The organism is Pseudomonas fluorescens, assembly GCF_902498195.1.
Taxonomy (GTDB): Bacteria; Pseudomonadota; Gammaproteobacteria; order Pseudomonadales; family Pseudomonadaceae; genus Aquipseudomonas; species Aquipseudomonas fluorescens_BU.
Map to the genome: position 1 here is coordinate 150,503 of NZ_CABVIY010000009.1, position 17,259 is coordinate 167,761.

Annotated in this window: 14 protein-coding genes; 8 read left to right on the plus strand and 6 right to left on the minus strand. The window is 62.8% G+C overall.

Going from position 1 to position 17,259, the window contains the following annotated elements; translation table 11 throughout:
• Positions 1–12: 12 nt before the first annotated feature.
• Positions 13–810, minus strand: coding sequence for a hydroxymethylpyrimidine/phosphomethylpyrimidine kinase (locus F8N66_RS28795; protein WP_008052407.1), 798 nt, complete (start codon positions 808–810; stop codon positions 13–15).
• 387 nt (positions 811–1,197) lie between these two features.
• On the opposite strand from F8N66_RS28795, the gene F8N66_RS28800 reads away from it, so the two are divergent.
• The 4 genes from F8N66_RS28800 (at position 1,198) to F8N66_RS28820 (ending at position 7,685) form a co-directional block, all read left to right on the plus strand.
• Complete coding sequence (locus F8N66_RS28800; RefSeq protein WP_150773318.1) at positions 1,198–3,582, plus strand: hybrid sensor histidine kinase/response regulator; 2,385 nt, start codon at positions 1,198–1,200, stop codon at positions 3,580–3,582.
• Between the two features lie 74 nt (positions 3,583–3,656).
• On the plus strand, positions 3,657–5,306 hold the full coding sequence (locus F8N66_RS28805) for an acyl-CoA dehydrogenase family protein (protein WP_150773319.1): 1,650 nt from the start codon (positions 3,657–3,659) through the stop codon (positions 5,304–5,306).
• Between the two features lie 172 nt (positions 5,307–5,478).
• Positions 5,479–6,978, plus strand: a complete 1,500-nt coding sequence (gene amn, locus F8N66_RS28815; RefSeq protein ID WP_191623063.1) for an AMP nucleosidase — start codon at positions 5,479–5,481, stop codon at positions 6,976–6,978.
• 71 nt (positions 6,979–7,049) lie between these two features.
• Positions 7,050–7,685 (plus strand): pseudouridine synthase, encoded by a 636-nt coding sequence (locus F8N66_RS28820; RefSeq protein ID WP_150773322.1) that lies wholly within the window; start codon positions 7,050–7,052, stop codon positions 7,683–7,685.
• Here the strand turns inward: F8N66_RS28820 and F8N66_RS28825 are convergent.
• Positions 7,680–7,889, minus strand: a complete 210-nt coding sequence (locus F8N66_RS28825; protein ID WP_046815823.1) for a DUF2788 domain-containing protein — start codon at positions 7,887–7,889, stop codon at positions 7,680–7,682. The two genes, F8N66_RS28820 and F8N66_RS28825, sit on opposite strands and share 6 nt — an antisense overlap.
• 230 nt (positions 7,890–8,119) lie before the next feature.
• A complete protein-coding gene (locus F8N66_RS28830) occupies positions 8,120–8,599 on the minus strand; it encodes an Lrp/AsnC family transcriptional regulator (RefSeq protein WP_007894448.1) in 480 nt (159 codons plus the stop codon).
• Between the two features lie 501 nt (positions 8,600–9,100).
• On the opposite strand from F8N66_RS28830, the gene F8N66_RS28835 reads away from it, so the two are divergent.
• Positions 9,101–10,066: a DUF6515 family protein gene (locus tag F8N66_RS28835; protein ID WP_150773323.1), complete on the plus strand. Its 966-nt coding sequence runs from the start codon at positions 9,101–9,103 to the stop codon at positions 10,064–10,066.
• Here F8N66_RS28835 and F8N66_RS28840 read toward each other — a convergent pair.
• Together F8N66_RS28840 and F8N66_RS28845 are read right to left on the minus strand one after the other, a co-directional pair.
• Positions 10,051–10,956, minus strand: a complete 906-nt coding sequence (locus F8N66_RS28840) for a cation diffusion facilitator family transporter (protein ID WP_150773324.1) — start codon at positions 10,954–10,956, stop codon at positions 10,051–10,053. The genes F8N66_RS28835 and F8N66_RS28840 overlap by 16 nt on opposite strands.
• Before the next feature lie 29 nt (positions 10,957–10,985).
• Positions 10,986–11,405: a polyribonucleotide nucleotidyltransferase gene (locus F8N66_RS28845; protein WP_150773325.1), complete on the minus strand. Its 420-nt coding sequence runs from the start codon at positions 11,403–11,405 to the stop codon at positions 10,986–10,988.
• A gap of 109 nt (positions 11,406–11,514) precedes the next feature.
• Between F8N66_RS28845 and hrpB the strand changes: the two genes are divergently transcribed.
• The 3 genes from hrpB (at position 11,515) to argE (ending at position 16,101) form a co-directional block, all read left to right on the plus strand.
• The gene (gene hrpB / locus F8N66_RS28850; RefSeq protein WP_150773326.1) at positions 11,515–14,034 is read left to right on the plus strand and encodes an ATP-dependent helicase HrpB; all 2,520 of its coding nucleotides are present in this window, start codon (positions 11,515–11,517) and stop codon (positions 14,032–14,034) included.
• A 230-nt stretch (positions 14,035–14,264) separates the two neighbouring features.
• Positions 14,265–14,942, plus strand: coding sequence for a DUF1028 domain-containing protein (locus F8N66_RS28855; protein WP_150773327.1), 678 nt, complete (start codon positions 14,265–14,267; stop codon positions 14,940–14,942).
• Positions 14,935–16,101: an acetylornithine deacetylase gene (gene argE / locus F8N66_RS28860; RefSeq protein WP_150773328.1), complete on the plus strand. Its 1,167-nt coding sequence runs from the start codon at positions 14,935–14,937 to the stop codon at positions 16,099–16,101. The genes F8N66_RS28855 and argE overlap by 8 nt, the downstream gene beginning before the upstream one ends.
• A gap of 120 nt (positions 16,102–16,221) precedes the next feature.
• Here argE and F8N66_RS28865 read toward each other — a convergent pair whose 3' ends face one another.
• Positions 16,222–17,139 carry a LysR family transcriptional regulator gene (locus F8N66_RS28865; protein ID WP_150773329.1) on the minus strand — a complete coding sequence of 306 codons (918 nt, stop codon included), beginning with the start codon at positions 17,137–17,139 and terminating at the stop codon, positions 16,222–16,224.
• Between the last annotated feature and the right edge of the window lie 120 nt (positions 17,140–17,259).

A 17,259-nucleotide genomic window follows, 5' to 3' on the forward strand; every position in this document is an offset into this window, starting at 1 on the left:
GGCCTCATGGCGTTACGAACAGAAGTCCAGCGGCAGGCGGCGCGGCACGAACTGGCCTTTGCCCAGCTGCTCGGCATCACGCAGGGTGCGCCATGTGTAGTTAAGTGCAGTCTGTACGGCGCTGGCGAGGTTTTCACCTTGGGCCAGACGGCCGGCGAGGGCGCTGGCCAGGGTGCAGCCGGAGCCGTGATAGCTGCCGGGCAAGCGCTGGCAGGTGTAGGTTTCGCGCAGGCCGTCGCGGCTGTAGAGGCGATTGTGGATTTCAGTCTCGTCGCCGTGGCCGCCGGTGATCAGCAGGTGTTTGACGAACGGCAGGAGTTTTTCAGCGCACTCGTCCGCGGTGCCTTCGGGCAGTTCGGCGAGGATCCGGGCTTCGGGAAGATTGGGGGTGGCGATGATCGACAGGGGCAGCAGGCGTTCGCGCATGGCGTAGCCCACCTCATCCTTGCCCAGGCGTCCGCCGCCGCCGGCGCGCAGCACCGGGTCGCAGACCACGGGCAGATGCGGGTGCGCCGAAAGCAGTTCGACAACGGTGTCGACCATTTCCAGGGAACCGAGCATGCCTAGCTTGACCGCCGCGACTTCGGAATCGTTGAGCACGGCATTGGCCTGGGCCAATACCCACTCACGGTCGAGGACGCGGAAGTCCGTGACGTTGACGGTGTCTTGCACGGTCAGGGCGGTGACGGCCGGAGCCGCATGGCAACCCTGGGCGAGCAGGGCTTCGATATCTGCCTGCAAGCCGGCGCCACCACTGGGGTCGTGGCCGGAGAGACAGAGGACAACGGGGCGAGAGCTGTAGATATTCATGGTGCGCGAGCTTACCACCAGTCGACCGACGAGTCATGGCGGTCCCCGTAGGAGCGAGCTCGCTCGCGATGGTCGCGAATGATGACGCGGGGTTGCAGGATAAACGCGGCGACTGTCAGAGCATCTCGAGCGCGCTCGCGCCGACAGGTAGGTTTGCGCCTTCATGTATTCATACCCTTTGACCGATCAAACAGCTCTAGCTCAGCAATCTTCGCTGGAACGCCCGTTCTAGAGCCTTTGTGGGAAAAGTTTCTGTAGTGCTCAATAGCCATCAGCGGCTATGCTAGAGTGGATCCAAACCAATAACAGGTATCACCGGTTTTACGTCTGCTCAAAGGGAAATGGGGGGCTTGCTGACTGAACCGGACAGGCCACGCTGGGGCATAAATGCGCTATTTGCTGATGTTGCTGCTGTGTTTGCCCCTCTTGGCGAGCGCCGTCGAATTCGATGAGTTCACTCAAAGCCTCCCTCTGGGCCGAACCCTGCAAGTGTTCGAAGACGCCGACGGTCAGGCGAGCATCGCGCAGGTGCGGGCGCTAGACGCGTCCGGGCACTTCAAGCCCCACGATAAAACCACCCTCAACGCCGGCTATTCGCGTTCGGTGTTCTGGCTGAAAATCGACTTGCACTACCGCCCGACCAACCCCTCGGCGCATCGCACCTGGCTGCTTGAACTGGCTTATCCACCCCTCGATCACCTTGACCTGTACTTGCCCGATGCGGCCGGCCACTATCAATTGGTGCGCCAGACCGGCGATGCCCTGCCGTTTGCCAGTCGCGAGATCCGCCAGAACAACTACCTGTTCAACCTGGATTTCACCCCCGGCCAATCGCAAACCCTGTACCTGCGCCTGCAAAGCCAGGGCTCGATCCAGGCGCCGGTCACGTTGTGGTCGAGCACCGCGTACCTTGAAGAGCAACCGGTGCGGCTTTATGTGCTGGGGCTGATCTACGGCGTGTTGCTGGGGATGCTGGTCTACAACCTGTTCATCTACCTCAGCGTGCGCGACACCAGCTACCTCTATTACATCTTCTATATCGCCTCGTTCGGCCTGTATCAGTTGTCGGTGAATGGTGCGGCCGTGGAGTATTTCTGGCCGGACAATCCCTGGTGGACCAATGCGGCGACGCCGTTTTTCATTGGTTGCGCCGGGCTGTTCGGCAGTCAGTTCGCCCGCAGTTTCCTGCAGACGGCCACCCACAGTCGCTGGCTTGACCGCTTGTTGCTGGCGTTGGTGCTGTTCAGTGCGTTGGTGGTCGGGTTGTCGCTGATGACCAGCTACGCACTGGCCTTGCGTCTGGCGACAGCCTTGGCGCTGACTTTCACGGTGGTGATTTTTGCCGCGGGGATTTTCGCCTGGCTGCGCGGGCTGCGAGTCGCGCGTTATTTCATCATTGCCTGGTCGGCGTTTTTGCTCGGCGGCATCATCAATACCCTGATGGTGCTGGGCTACCTGCCGAACGTGTTCCTGACCATGTATTCCAGCCAGATCGGCTCGGCCATCGAAGTGGCGCTGTTGTCCCTGGCCCTGGCCGACCGCATCAATGCCATGCGCGAACAGCAGGCACAAACCCTGCTCGATGCCGGGCAAAAGCTGGAAGTCCTCAACCAGCAGCTGGCGCGCAGTAACCAGCTCAAGGATGAATTCCTCGCGACCCTGACCCACGAATTGCGCACGCCCATGAACGGCGTGATCGGTTCGCTGGAGCTGATGCAAACCGTCGAGATGGGCCAGGAACTGGAGCAATACCAGCAGACCGCCGCGGGCTCGGCGCGGGACATGATGCGCATGGTCAACGGCATTCTCACCCTGACCGAGTTGCAGGCCGGCAAGCTCAAGGCCTCCCCGGCGACTTTCAGCCTGCGCGGCGTGGTCGAGGCGTTACGCGCGCAGTTCGACGGCAATGCGTGCAGCAAGTCGCTGGACTTCAAGGTCGAGGTGGCGCCGAACGTGCCGGATCGCCTGCACGGCGACAGTGCCAAGCTGGCGCAGTGCCTGGAGTGCTTGATCGACAACGCCATCAAATTCACCCGGATCGGCGGGGTGGCGCTGCGGGTAAGCGGGAAAACGGTCACGCCGGATCGACTGGCGTTGTCGTTTGCCGTGATCGACACCGGTATCGGCTTCGCCGATTTGGGGGAGGCGACGATGTATCAGCGGTTCTTCCAGCTCGATGGCTCGATGACCCGCGAATATGGCGGCCTGGGCGTCGGCCTGGCGATCTGCCGGCAGTTGGTCGAATTGCTCGGCGGGCACCTGACACACCGTTCCGAGCCGGGGCGTGGCAGTCGTTTCCAGCTGGACGTCGAATTTCAAACCACGGCCACCCAGCCCGCGTCCATGCCCTTGATGGCCCGGGAGCTGCCGCGCCTGCGAGTGCCGCAGGATTGCACCGTGCTGCTGGTGGATGACGACAACGTCAATCAATTGGTCATGCGCGGGATGCTGCTCAAACTCGGCTTCCGGGTGCGCACCGCAGACAGCGGCAGTGTCGCGCTCGATTTCCTGCAGCGCGAAACCGTGGATGCCGTGCTGCTCGATTGCCAGTTGCCGCCGCTGGAGGGGGTGTCCGTCTGCTGCCAGATCCGTGCATTGCCGGGTTGCGCCGAGTTACCGGTGTTCATGATCGCCCTGGCCGTGGATCGAGAGCGCTGCCCGACCGGTACGCTGATCGATTATCTGAGCAAACCGGTGAAATTCGAAGATTTGCAGGCGGCACTCCATCGCCGGGTGCTCTGCCCGCAACAGGGCGAAAGCGCCGGCAGTTAGGCAGATATGACACTTTGTTCGGCCAAGGGGCGGTGCTTAACTGAAATCCCTTGGCTGACCAAAGGAGCCCCGTCATGAACCTGCATCAGTTCGCTGAAACCCACGAAGTCACTAATCAGCCGCCGTCGCTGGACGGCGCCAACCTGTACCGCATCGATGTGCCCTTGCAGGAGTGGTCGCGGCGTTTCGGGGCCGGGTGGGCCGAGTCGCGGATCGAGGCTTACGGCGCGCTTGCCGGCGGGCCGCTGATGGAAGCGGGGTTTCTGGCCAACCAGCATAAACCGGTGTTCAACAGTCACGATCGCTATGGTCATCGCATCGACCTGGTGGAGTTTCACCCGGCCTACCACCAGCTGATGCGCACGGCCATCGAGCATGGCTTGACCTCGCTGCCCTGGGCACATCCGCAGGACGGCGCCCACGTTGCCCGCGCCTCCATGACGTATCTGCACAGCCAGGCCGAAGCCGGCAGCGGCTGTCCGCTGACCATGACCTTCGCCAGTGTCCCGGCATTGCGCCTGCAACCGGACCTGGCGGAAAAATGGCTGCCGAAGGTCCTCGCCACCGACTACGACCCGCGCAATGTCGGCATGGCCCACAAGGCCGGGGTCACCATCGGCATGGCCATGACCGAGAAGCAGGGCGGCACCGACGTGCGGGCCAACACCACCAAGGCTTACCCGGTGGGCGCCAGCGGTCCTGGCCAGCCCTACGAACTGGTGGGGCACAAATGGTTCTGCTCGGCGCCGATGTGCGACGCCTTCCTGACCCTGGCGCAGACCGACAAGGGCTTGACCTGCTTCCTGCTGCCGCGCCATCGGCCGGACGATACGCGCAATCAGTTCTACATCCAGCGCCTGAAAAACAAACTCGGCAACTGCTCCAACGCCTCCAGCGAGGTGGAGTTCCGCGGTGCCCTGGCCTGGATGATCGGCGAAGAGGGGCGGGGCGTGCCGACCATCATTGAAATGGTGGCCATGACCCGCTTCGATTGCATGGTCGGCTCAAGCGCCCTGATGCGCCAGGCCCTGACCCAGGCCAGCCATCATTGCGCCCATCGCCTGGTCGGCGGCAAACGGCTCAGCGAACAACCCTTGATGCAGAACGTGCTGGCCGACCTGGCGCTGGAAAGCGAAGCGGCACTGGCTTTGAGCCTGCGCATGGGCCGGGCGCTGGATCATCTGGAGGATTCGCAGGAAGCGAAGTTCGCCCGACTGGTGACCGCCGTGGGCAAGTACTGGATCTGTAAACGCGCGCCGGCCATGATCAACGAAGCGGCCGAATGCATGGGCGGCGCCGGTTATGTCGAAGACAGCATCCTGCCAAGGCTCTATCGCGAGGCGCCGGTCAACTCGACATGGGAAGGCTCCGGCAACGTGCAATGCCTGGACGTGTTGCGGGCCCTGTCGAAGGAGCCGGGGGTGCTGGATGCGTTGTTCAGCGAGTTGGGTGACGGCCATGGCGACAAGCGCCTGGCGGCCCACATCGATCAGCTGCAGGCGGCGTTCAAGGACACCAGCGACATCCAGTACCGCGCGCGGCAACTGACAGAAGATATTGCATTGGGGCTTCAGGCGAAGTTGTTGCTGGAGGCCGGTAATTCGGCCGTCAGTGATGCTTTTATCGCCAGTCGCCTGAATGGCGGTGGCCGGGTCTACGGTGCGCTGCCCCGTGGGCTGGATGTGGAAGCAATCGTTACCCGTTCCACCCCGCAAGGCTTCTGAACAACAGCCTCCCCCTGTGGGAGCGGGCTTGCTCGCGAAGGCGGCGAATCAGTCGACACCTGCATTGGCTGACATACCGCTTTCGCGAGCAAGCCCGCTCCCACATTGGATCCTGGTGGACTTGGCATTTGTGTAATCGTCACTGTTCCCGTGAAGCGACGATGCAGGCAAGATGAAGCTCTGCAAGTCAGAACACAGGATGCTGATCGTGACCGAAGCTTTTATTGTCGTTCAAACCGCCGAGCAAGCCGTGGATCGGCTTGCGCTCTTGCACAATCGTGCAACCACCGCGCTGAACCAGGCGCTCAAGCGCTACCTCAAGGACCGGGTCGAGCCGGACGCCGAGCAACGGGCGATGTTTCGTTATCCCGAACTGCGTCTGACCTACCATTGCCAGGGCGAAGTCCCGCAGACCACCCGCGCGTACGCCAAAGTCCAGCTGCCGGGCACCTACAGCGTCACGGTCACCCATCCATCGGCTTTCCGTAAATACCTGCTGGAACAGCTGGTGCCGCTGATGCACGACTTCACCGTGACGGTGGAAGTGGGTATCAGCCAGCAGAACATTCCTTATCCCTATGTGGTCGAGCAGGGCGATGAGCTGGCCGGTTCCGGCGTCACCGCGGCGGTATTGGCGCGAGTGTTCCCCAGCACGGATCTGTCGGCGGCGACCGATGGCATTGCCGATGGCCTGTACGATTGGGAAAACACCGATCCGCTGCCCCTGGCCTTGTTCGACGCGGCTCGGGTGGACTTCTCCCTGCGCCGCCTGGTGCATTACACCGGCAGCGACTGGCGCCATGTGCAACCGTGGATCCTGCTGACCAACTATCACCGCTATGTCGACCAGTTCATCGTCCACGGCCTGGAGCAGTTGCGCAGCGACCCGCGTTTCGTGCGCATGGTGTTGCCGGGCAACGTGGTGATCGAAAAGAGCATGGACCACGGCGAAGCCTCGGCCATTGCCGCCGGTGTGGTCTGGCACCGTTACCAGATGCCGGCGTATCACCTGATCGCCAGCGACGGCCACGGCGTGACGCTGGTGAACATCGGTGTCGGCCCCTCCAACGCCAAGAACATCACCGATCACCTGGCGGTGCTGCGTCCGCACTGCTGGCTGATGATCGGCCACTGCGGCGGCTTGCGTCAGTCGCAGACCATCGGCGACTACGTACTGGCGCACGCCTACATGCGTCGCGACGGGATTCTCGACCGCGTAGTGCCGCCGAACATTCCGATCCCGGCCCTGGCCGAAGTGCAGATGGCCTTGCAACAGGCGGCGGCGAACATCACCGGCGAGAAGGGCGACGAGCTGAAAAAACGCCTGCGCACCGGCACCGTGCTGACGTACGACGACCGCAACTGGGAGCTGCGCTGGGCCCAGGAGCGACCGCTGATCAACCTGTCCCGCGCCGTGGCGGTGGACATGGAAAGCGGCACCATCGCCGCCCAGGGTTATCGCTTGCGGGTGCCCTACGGCACATTGCTCTGCGTTTCGGATAAACCGCTGCACAGCGAAATCAAGCTGCCAGGCTCGGCCAACGCGTTCTATGAGCGTGCAGTCAGCCAGCACCTGAAAATCGGTATCGAAGCGGTGGACCTGTTGCGTACCGAACTCAACTCGCTGCATTCGCGCAAACTGCGCAGCTTCGACGAGCCGCCGTTCCGCTAACGGTTGTCATGGTCATTTGGCTGTCAGGGCACTAGCATTAGCAGCCCTGACCGTTAGATGTTCTCTTTGCCATGTCCCGTCCACAACGCCCCGTTTCCCGCCATCCTGGCGCGAAGCCTTCGCCTTCTGCCCCGCGTCGTGTCGCCAAGGCGCCACCGGCCGAGCCAAAACTGATCCTGTTCAACAAACCGTTCGACGTGCTGACGCAATTCAGCGACGGTGAAGGGCGTGCGACGCTCAAGGACTTTATCGGGATTCCGGGGATTTACCCGGCAGGACGGCTGGACCGCGACAGCGAAGGTTTGCTGCTGCTGACCAACGACGGCCAGTTGCAGGCGCGCATTGCCGACCCGAAGCACAAACTGGCCAAGACCTATTGGGTGCAAGTCGAAGGTGAACCCAGCGCCGAGCAGTTGCAGCGCTTGCGTGACGGTGTCGAACTGAACGACGGCATGACCTTGCCCGCCGAGGCGCGGCCACTGGATGAGCCCGCGTTGTGGCCACGCAATCCGCCGGTGCGCTTTCGTAAAAGCGTGCCGACCAGCTGGCTGGAGCTGGTGATTCGCGAAGGCCGCAATCGGCAGGTGCGGCGCATGACGGCGGCGGTCGGCTTGCCGACGTTGCGGCTGGTGCGGGTCAGGATCGGCGACTGGACGATCGAAGGGCTCGATCAAGGCCAGTGGAAGGAAGTGCCGGCGCGGTTATAGCGTGCCGGTCTCGATCAGGCCGATCACCACGCTTTTGATCACAAATGCCGCGACGCCCAGGCCGAGCACGAAGAACAGGATGAAGGAGCCAAAGCGCCCGGCCTTGGACTTCTTCGCCAGATCCCAGACGATGAAACCCATGAAAATGATCAGGATGCTGACCAGGCCGGTCATCATCCACTCTTCGAATACTGCAGGATCCATCGGACATCTCCAGCGCGGGCGGGGCTAAAAGGCGCTGGAGTATAAGGCATGGCGGGTGCTGGCAGAGCAGGGCTGCGGCGGTGTGTCGCAGCTATTCGTCGCCCGGCTGGTGTTGGGCTGGCTCTTGTAGGAGCTGCCGTAGGCTGCGATCTTTTGATCTTGCTTTTAAGAAACAAGATCGAAAGATCGCAGCCTCGTTTCACTCGTCAGCGCCTACAAAGGGATGCGCTTCAGCTACGCAGATGGGTCAAAGGCAGTTCGGTACTGTTCAGCACCTGGTTCAACACAAAACTCGAGCGCACACTGGTCACCCCTTCAATCCGGGTCAAATGCCCCAACAGCAACTTCTGATAATGGTCCATGTCCGGCACCACGACCTTCAGTTGATAGTCGGCATCCATCCCGGTGACCAGGCTGCATTCCAGCACCTGCGGCAAGGTGCGGATGGCCGCTTCGAAGTTTTCGAAACGCTCCGGCGTGTGCCGGTCCATGCCGATCAGCACATACGCCGTCAGGCTCAGGCCGAGCATCTTGCGGTCGAGCAGCGCGACCTGGCGGGTGATGTAGCCGTCGTCCTCCAGTTGCTTGACCCGGCGTGAACAGGGGGACGGCGACAGACCGATGCGTTCGGCCAGCTCCTGATTGGAAATGCGCGCGTCGCGCTGCAATTCAGCCAAAATGCTCAGGTCGTATCGGTCGAGTTTGCTCATCAAACGTTTCCTTGTTGTAACTATTGCGACAGATTATCTATCCAGGGTTAAAAATTGCGCAAGTGATGTTTAATTCAGCAATCTTCGCAATCCTCTGCCGGCGCTCCGAGCCTATTCTTATCACCAGAATCACTGCTCGGACAAACAGTCCAGTGCGGCTCGCCCAATCAGGCCAGCTGCGGTCGCCACCCCCACAGGGGATGTGCCGGCCCCCGAGCTGCACACTGTCCAGAAGACGGCGTGAGGTGAGCCGACGTCAAAAGCGTCGAGCACGGACGAAGTTCTCAAGGGGAGGCCGAAAGGTCTCCCCTTTTTCTTGCCCGCGATTTTTTGCGCCCCTTGATGACCCGTCGCTCAATAAATAAGTTTCGCGACTGATAACCTGTTGCAGAACCGGCCTGGGCATTACCAGTCTTAGCTACAAGCGCCGTTCGCCTACTGACTTGTAGGAGCGAGCAGGGCTCGCCCCTACACAATCCACCACCCGCAGTGAGGATAAGCATGAAGTCGCGCATCTGGCAGTTGGCCGGAGTTGGTTTGCTGTGTGTCAGTGTCACTGCGCAAGCGCTGGCCGATGAACCGCAGAATCGCGGCCCCGATGGCGGGCAGCACGGGGACGGTGGCCATCAGGGCAACTACCAGGGAAATGGCGGCAACAATCAGCCGCATGGGCAAAATGGCCAGCCGCAGAATCAGCCCCGTCCGCAGCCCGATTTCAACAGCCGGGTGCGATCGCCGCCGCCGCCCCCGCAACTGCCGGCCAATGACCTGCCGATCCAGCCTCGTCCCGACGCCGTGCAGCAGACCCAGCCACCGCGCCGTGGTTACTATCAGGACCAGCCGCGGCGCAACGATCCCAACCCGCACTGGAATGGCTATATCGGTGCGCCGTCCCATGACGATCGCGGGCCAGGTCGTGGCAATGGCTGGGGCCCGGGACCGCAGTATCGGCCCGGCCATGTGATCGACCGTTTCCCGGACCGTGACTACCGCGTGCCTTACCGGGGCATGGATTACTACTATTCCGCGGGCTACTGGTATCGCCCGCTGGGCCCGCGTTACGTGGTGGTGGAGCCACCGCGCGGGATTCGGGTCCGCTATTTGCCGGACTACGCCGAGCAGGTCCTGATCGGCGGGTCGGTGCTGTTCCTCGCGGCCGGTTCGTATTACGCCTATCAGGAAAGTACCCAGGATTACGAAGTGGTCGAGCCACCGCTGGGCACCGTGCAACCGCAACAGCAGCCGCAACCCGCCAGCAACGGTTATGACGTGGTGGCATACCCGGCCAGCGGGCAGTCGCCGGAGCAAGTCAATCGGGATGGCTATGAGTGCTATCAATACGCAATCCAGCAAAGTGGCTTCGATCCGCGAACCGCGACCTATCAACCGGACCCGTCGGTGGTGCAAGCCTACCGCCAGGCCCAGGGCAATTGCCTGAGCAGTCGCGGTTATCAGGTGAGTTTCTGAGCCCTGGCGGCGTTCACCACTTCCTGCGGGTCGGCGTGCACCAGCACTTCGGCTCGCGGGTAGGCGGCGTGGATCGCCGCGGCCGCTTGATCGCTGATGCCATGGGCGACTGACAGCGTCAGCTCCCCCGGCAATTCCAGGTGCAATTGCACAAACCACTGGTTGCCCGAGATTCGCGTGCGCAAGTCATGGGCGCCCAAGACCCCCGGCACGCTGCAAGCCAGCTCCAGCATGTGTTGGCTGACGTCGGCTGGCAGTTCTTCATCCATCAACACCGCGAAACTTTCCCGGGCGATTTGCACCGCGCTCCAGAGGATGTACGCGGCGATCCCCAGGCCGAACCAGGCATCGACCTGATGCCAGCCAAACCCGGCCAGCACCAGCGCCACCAGAATGCTGCCGTTGAGCAACATGTCCGAGCGGTAATGCAGGGAGTCGGCGCGCACCGCGTTGGAGCCGGTGGCCTTGACCACCCGGTGCTGCAACACCAGCAGCGCCAGGGTCAGGCCCAGCGAAAACACAATCACCCCGATGCTGATCCACGGCGCGCCCACCGGTTCCGGATGCTTGAGCCGGTCGAACGCCTGCAACGCGATCAATACCGCACTGCCGCCGATGAACAACGCCTGCGCCATGCCGGCCAGGGACTCGGCCTTGCCATGCCCGTAGCGATGGTCGTCATCGGCCGGGCGCAGGGCGTAGTGCACCGCCAGCAAATTGAGCAGCGAAGTGACGCCGTCGAGTGCCGAGTCGGTCAACCCGGCGAGCATGCTCACCGAACTGCTCAGCCACCAGGCGATGGCTTTGGCGATGATCAGCGTGCACGCCACCGCCACCGAGGCACGGGTCGCCAGCCGCAGCAGGCGGGCGTGTTCGGAGCTGGAAGTCATACGGACGGCTTTTCCTTGAGTCGCACCGATTACGCGGCCGGTTGCAGGCCGAACATGGCCAGTTGCTGGGTGCTGCCCTTGTGCTGGATCAGGCGTGGATCATCCAGCGGCAGGCTGCGGCCCAGTTCACGCTCCAGAATAGTCTGCAGCTTGAGGTTATCGACCTTGCCGTCGGCACCGATGGCGTCCTTGAGTTTTTCCGGGTCGACCTGGGCGGTCTTGCCGGGTTCGAAGTAGATCGCGCCGGTGGCGAAGTCCACGGCAAACGCGATCAGGCCGGGGATGATGTAGAACAGCAGGCCCACGGCATCGAGCACGGCGATGGCCGGGTCGATCTTGCCGTCGATCTGGCCACGGCGGTCCGGGTAGAAGATCGAACCGCACGCAGTCACCTGGGTCAGCAGGGTCGCGATCAATACACCGCCAATCAGGCGAAAGGGAACACGCATATGCAATCTCCTTGGTCATCTCGAAACGAAGCGTCGTCGCTACAAATTAGGACCGCAACGAACACTGGGCAGTTCGCCGTTATACTCGCGGCTCTGTTTTGGAGCCAGCATGATTTCTTTGCCGATCGATGAAGTTTTACCCGCCCTGCGTGAAGCCCTCGCGACACGCCACGAAGCCGTGCTCGAAGCGCCGCCCGGCGCGGGTAAAACCACCCGCGTGCCCCTGGCCTTGCTCAATGAGTCGTGGCTGGCCGGGCAGACCATCCTGATGCTCGAACCGCGCCGGCTGGCGGCGCGGGCGGCGGCGGAGCGGCTGGCCAGCGAGCTGGGCGAGAAGGTCGGCGAAACCGTGGGTTATCGCATTCGGCTCGACAGCAAGGTTGGCCCCCATACGCGTATCGAAGTGGTCACCGAGGGCATCCTCACCCGGCGCTTGCAGGACGACCCGGCGCTGGAAGGCGTGGGGCTGCTGATTTTCGACGAGTTCCACGAACGCAGCCTCGACGCCGACCTGGCGCTGGCCCTGAGCCTCAATGGCCGGGAACTGTTCCGTGACGATCAGCCGCTGAAAATCCTGCTGATGTCCGCTACCCTGGAAGGCGAACGCCTGGCCGGGTTGCTCGACGATGCCCCGATCCTGCGCAGCGAAGGCCGCATGTACCCGGTGGCGATGCGCTGGGGCCGGCCGTTCCAGGCCGGCGAATTCATCGAGCCACGACTGGTGCAGACCATCCTCGAAGCCTTGAACGATGAAACCGGCAGCGTGCTGGTGTTCCTGCCGGGGCAGGCGGAAATCCGTCGTGTTCATCAACAACTGGCCGATGCGCTGGGCGACAACCCCCAAGTATTGCTCTGCCCGCTGCACGGCGAACTGGACCTGAATGCGCAACGTGCGGCGATCGACCCGGCACCGCCAGGCAAACGCAAAGTGGTGCTGGCCACCAACATCGCCGAGACCAGCCTGACCATCAACGGCGTGCGCGTGGTGATCGATGCCGGGTTGGCGCGGGTGCCGCGTTTCGATCCTGGCAGCGGCATGACCCGCCTCGACACCCAGCGCATTTCCAGGGCCAGCGCCACCCAGCGCGCGGGCCGTGCCGGGCGGCTGGAGCCCGGCGTGTGTTATCGCCTGTGGTCGCAGGATCAGCATGAGCAACTGGCGGCCTATGGCAGTGCGGAGATCCTGTCGGCGGACCTCGCCGGCCTGGCCTTGCAACTGGGTCGCTGGGGCGTGACGCCTGGGCAATTGGTCTGGCTCGATGTGCCACCGGCCGCCGCGTACGCCCAGGCACAGGATCTGCTCGAACGCCTGGGCGCGCTGGAAGGCGAATCGTTGACCCGTCACGGACAGGCCATGGCCGAACTGCCGGCCCATCCGCGCATCGCTCATTTACTGTTGCGCGGGCAGGCGCTGGGGCTGGCGGAGATGGCGTGCGACGTCGCGGCGTTGCTCGGCGAGCGCGATATTTTGCGCGGTGCGGGCGCCGACCTGCACAGCCGGCTGGTGTTGTTGTCCGGCGAAGAACGGGCCGCTCGCGGTGCCCAGGGCGGCGTGCAACGGGCCCGGCAACTGGCGCGGCAGTATCGCGGTTATCTGCGCGGCAAGGCGACGGAGCCGGTCAGCGATCCTGATCATCCGCGCTGGCTCGGCGCGCTGCTGGCGCTGGCTTATCCGGATCGCGTCGCCCAGCAACGGCGGGCCGGGGGCGCCGAGTATCGCCTGGCCAACGGGCGTGCCGCATTGTTCGCCGATGCGGACAGCCTGATGAAACAACCGTGGCTGGTCATCGCTGACCTCGGCAGTCGCCAGGGCCAGCGTGAAGAGCGGATTTACCTGGCGGCGGATTTCGATCCGGCGCTGTTCGACTCGGTGCTGGCCGAACAGGTGCGTTGCGTTGATCAGCTGGATTGGGACGAGCGCGAAGGCGTGCTGCGTGCCGAGCGCCAGCGCAAGGTCGGCGAGCTGATCCTCAGCCGCGAACCGCTGACCGGCCTCGACGAATCCGCCCGCAGTCAGGCGTTGGTCAACCTGGTGCGACGCAAAGGCCTGGAGCTGTTGCCATGGACGCCCGAGCTGCGTCAGTGGCAGGCCCGTGTCGCCTTGTTGCGCCAACTGGACCTGGGCAGCAACAACGGCGAAAGCGAGTGGCCGGATGTCAGCGACGCCGCGCTGCTCAACACCCTTGAACACTGGCTGATGCCCTATCTGGGCAAAGTCTCGCGGCTCAGTCATTTCGCCAGCCTCGACCTGTCGAGCATCGTCCGCAACCTGCTGCCGTGGCCGCTGCCGCAGCGCCTCGACGAACTGGCGCCCCATCACTTGAGCGTGCCCTCGGGCTCGTCGATTCGCCTGGATTACAGCGAGCAGCCGCCCATCCTGGCGGTGCGGTTGCAGGAGCTGTTCGGCCTGGCCGAAACCCCGCGCATCGCCGGCGGCCGGCAAGTGGTCAAACTGCATCTGCTGTCCCCGGCACGGCGACCGGTGCAGGTGACCCAGGACCTGGCGAACTTCTGGCGCAGCACCTACGCCGAGGTGAAGAAGGATTTGAAGGGGCGCTACCCGAAACATTATTGGCCGGACGATCCGTTGGTGGCCGAGGCCACGGCCCGCATCAAACCGCGCAAATAACAAAATACTGTAGGAGCGAGCCCTGCTCGCGATGGACGCCAACGATAACGCTGGAAGCCTGACACCCCGCGGCGTCCTCGAATTCATCGCCAGCAGGGCTCGCTCCTACAGGGGCGGGATCAACTGCCCAGCTTTTTCCTACCCCAAAGCCACAAAAAACCTGCTTTCTCCCTTTCCCGTGCATGAACAGAATACAAATCCGCCTGCACAGGAAACTTAAGGAGCGAGCCATGACGTTCTCAATTATCGGGCGCTGCCCTGAAACCGGGCAGCTCGGTATCGCTATTAGCTCATCAAGCATTGCGGTCGGCGCGCGTTGCCCTTGGGCGCGGGCGGGGGTCGGTGCGGTTTCTACGCAGAACATTACGTTGCCGGCGTTGGGTCCGCAGATCCTGGATCTGCTGGAGCATCAACACCTGGACGCCGAGGCGGCACTGGACAAGGCGCTCACGTCCAATGGCTGGAGTCAGTACCGCCAGGTCACGGTGATCGATGGGGCTGGCCGCATTGCCTGCTTCAGCGGCAAGGAGTCGCTGGGGGTGCATAACGCGGTAAAAGGTGAGCACTGTGCTGCGGCGGGTAATTTGCTCAGCGACGTGCAGGTCATCGCCGCGATGGTCGAGGCCTTCGAGGCCGAGCCCGGTCAGCTGGCCGATCGCCTGTTGGCCGCCATGCACGCGGCCATGGCGGCCGGCGGCGAGGCGGGTCCGGTTCATTCGGCGGCGCTCAAGGTGGTGGGCGACTACACGTGGCCGATCATCGATTTGCGGGTCGATTGGGCCGACGAAGATCCCATCGGCCAGCTTGACGGGCTCTGGCAGGCGTATCGACCGCAAATGCAGGACTACCTGGTGCGCGCGCTGAACCCGACGGCTGCACCGAGTTACGGAGTGCCGGGGGATGAGTAATGCGTCCAGCCGCGACCTGCTGGAGCGTCTGGTCAGCTTCCCCACGGTCAGCCGGGATTCCAACCTCGAATTGATTCGTTTCATCGAAGCGTACTTGGCCGGGCACGGCGTGCAGAGTGAGCTCTTCTTCAACGAAGAAGGCACCAAGGCCAATCTGTTTGCCACCATCGGCCCGCTGAAGTCAGGCGGTGTGGTGCTCTCCGGTCACACCGATGTGGTGCCGGTCGAGGGGCAGGCCTGGACGGTCGATCCGTTCCGTCTGACGGAAAAGGAGGGGCGTCTCTACGGGCGTGGCACGGCGGACATGAAAGGCTTCATCGCCTCGGTGCTTGCGGCGGTCCCGGTGTTCGTCCGGCGCCCGCTGCTTGCCCCGGTGCACCTGGCATTTTCCTATGACGAGGAAGTGGGATGCCTGGGGGTAAGGCCGATGCTGGCCGAGTTGCGGAAGCGACCTGAAAAACCGCGCCTCTGTCTGATCGGTGAACCGACCGAGCTCAAGCCTGTGCTGGGTCACAAGGGCAAATTGGCGATGCGCTGCGAGGTGCGCGGTGCGGCCTGTCATTCTGCCTATGCGCCTTATGGGGTGAACGCGATTGAATATGCCGCGCAACTGATTGGCCGGTTGGGCGCCATCGGTGCCGAACTTGCCCACCCCGATCACCATGACGAGCGATTTGATCCGCCGTTTTCAACGGTGCAAACGGGTGTCATCAAAGGTGGCCGGGCGCTGAACATCGTGCCTGCCGAATGTGAGTTCGATTTTGAGGTGAGGGCGCTGCCGGACTTCGATGCTCAAGAAGTGGCGAACCAGTTGCAGGTGTACGCCGAGAAACAGCTACTGCCTAAGATGCGGGCGGTGCAACCGGACACGGACATTCGCCTGCGACCGCTGAGTGCTTATCCCGGATTGGCGACGTCACCGGAAAGTGAAGCCGCGCGATTGCTGGCACACCTGAGTGGTTCCTCGGCGTTCGGAACGGTGGCGTTCGGCACCGAGGGCGGGCTGTTTGACCAGGCGGGCATCCCCACCGTGGTCTGCGGCCCCGGCAGCATGGACCAAGGGCACAAGCCCGATGAGTTCATCGCGCTGGAGCAGTTGAATGGTTGTGACGCGATGATGATTCGACTGGCTGACTATTTATGCACCGACGCGGCATGACGGATGCTGTCCTGTGTAGGAGCTGCCGAGTGCAACGAGGCTGCGATCTTTTGATTTTAAAAGACAAGATCAAAAGATCGCAGCCTCGTTGCTCTCGGCAGCTCCTACCGTTGGCGTGTGTCAGTCAGCCTTCACCTTCTGGCTCAACTGTTCTCGGCAGAAGTCCACGAACAATTGCGCAGGCTTGGTCAGTTGGCTGCGTTTGAGGTGGGCGGAGGCCAGTCCGGAGGTTGAGACCGGTTCCTTGATATCGACGGTGACCACCTTTTTCCCGTCGTAAGTGCATTCCGAGTGCGGGCGGGTCACGAGGATCGAGAAGCCGAACCCCTGGCCGACCATGCCGCGCACCATCTCGATCGACGGCGAGCTGAATACGATGTTCGGTGTCAGCTCCAGTTCGTGGAACAGGCTGACAAAATAGGTCCTGCTCGGTTGCACATCGAGCAGAATCATCGGCTCGCTGCACAGGTCCCTGAGCGAGACTTCTTTCTGGCCGGCAAAGCGATGGCCTTCAGGCAGCAGCACGTAGGGCTTTTGCGGTGGCATCAGCGGGGTGGTTTCAATGGTGCTGTCCAGCCCGTGGTCGTAGAGGAAGACGACGTCGAAGGTGCCGGCGGTCAAGCCCTGGACCAGCTCTTGCTGCTCGCCGTCGCGAATTCGAATGTCCACGCCCGGATACTGCTTGCGAAACTCGGCGATCAGCCCGGGCAGGTACAGTGGCGCGACCGTCTCGAAGCAGCCGATGTCGATCTGCCCGGACACCGTATCGTTGTCCGCCAACGCATTCTGTTCGAACTCCCTGGCCATGCGCAGCAGTTCTTGCGCCTTGTGGTAGAAGCGCGTGCCGGTGGGTGTCAGGGACACGCCCTGGGCGTGGTGGCGGATGAACAGCTGGACGTTGAAGGATTCCTCCAGGCTTTTGATCGCCGTCGAAACCGATGGCTGCGCAATATAGAGCTGCCTGGAAGCTTCGGCCACGCTGCCGGCTTCTACCGTTGTGACGAAGTACTTGAGTTGCCGCAATGTATAGGAAGCCACACGCACCTCTTTGGGTTGTTGTTCGCGGTGAAAGCCAGGCTGGCCCCTGTCGCACGAAGGCGTGACTGAACCTTACCCCATGGCGGTTCCGGGCTGGCGAGGGGCTTGCCCAGTTTTTTC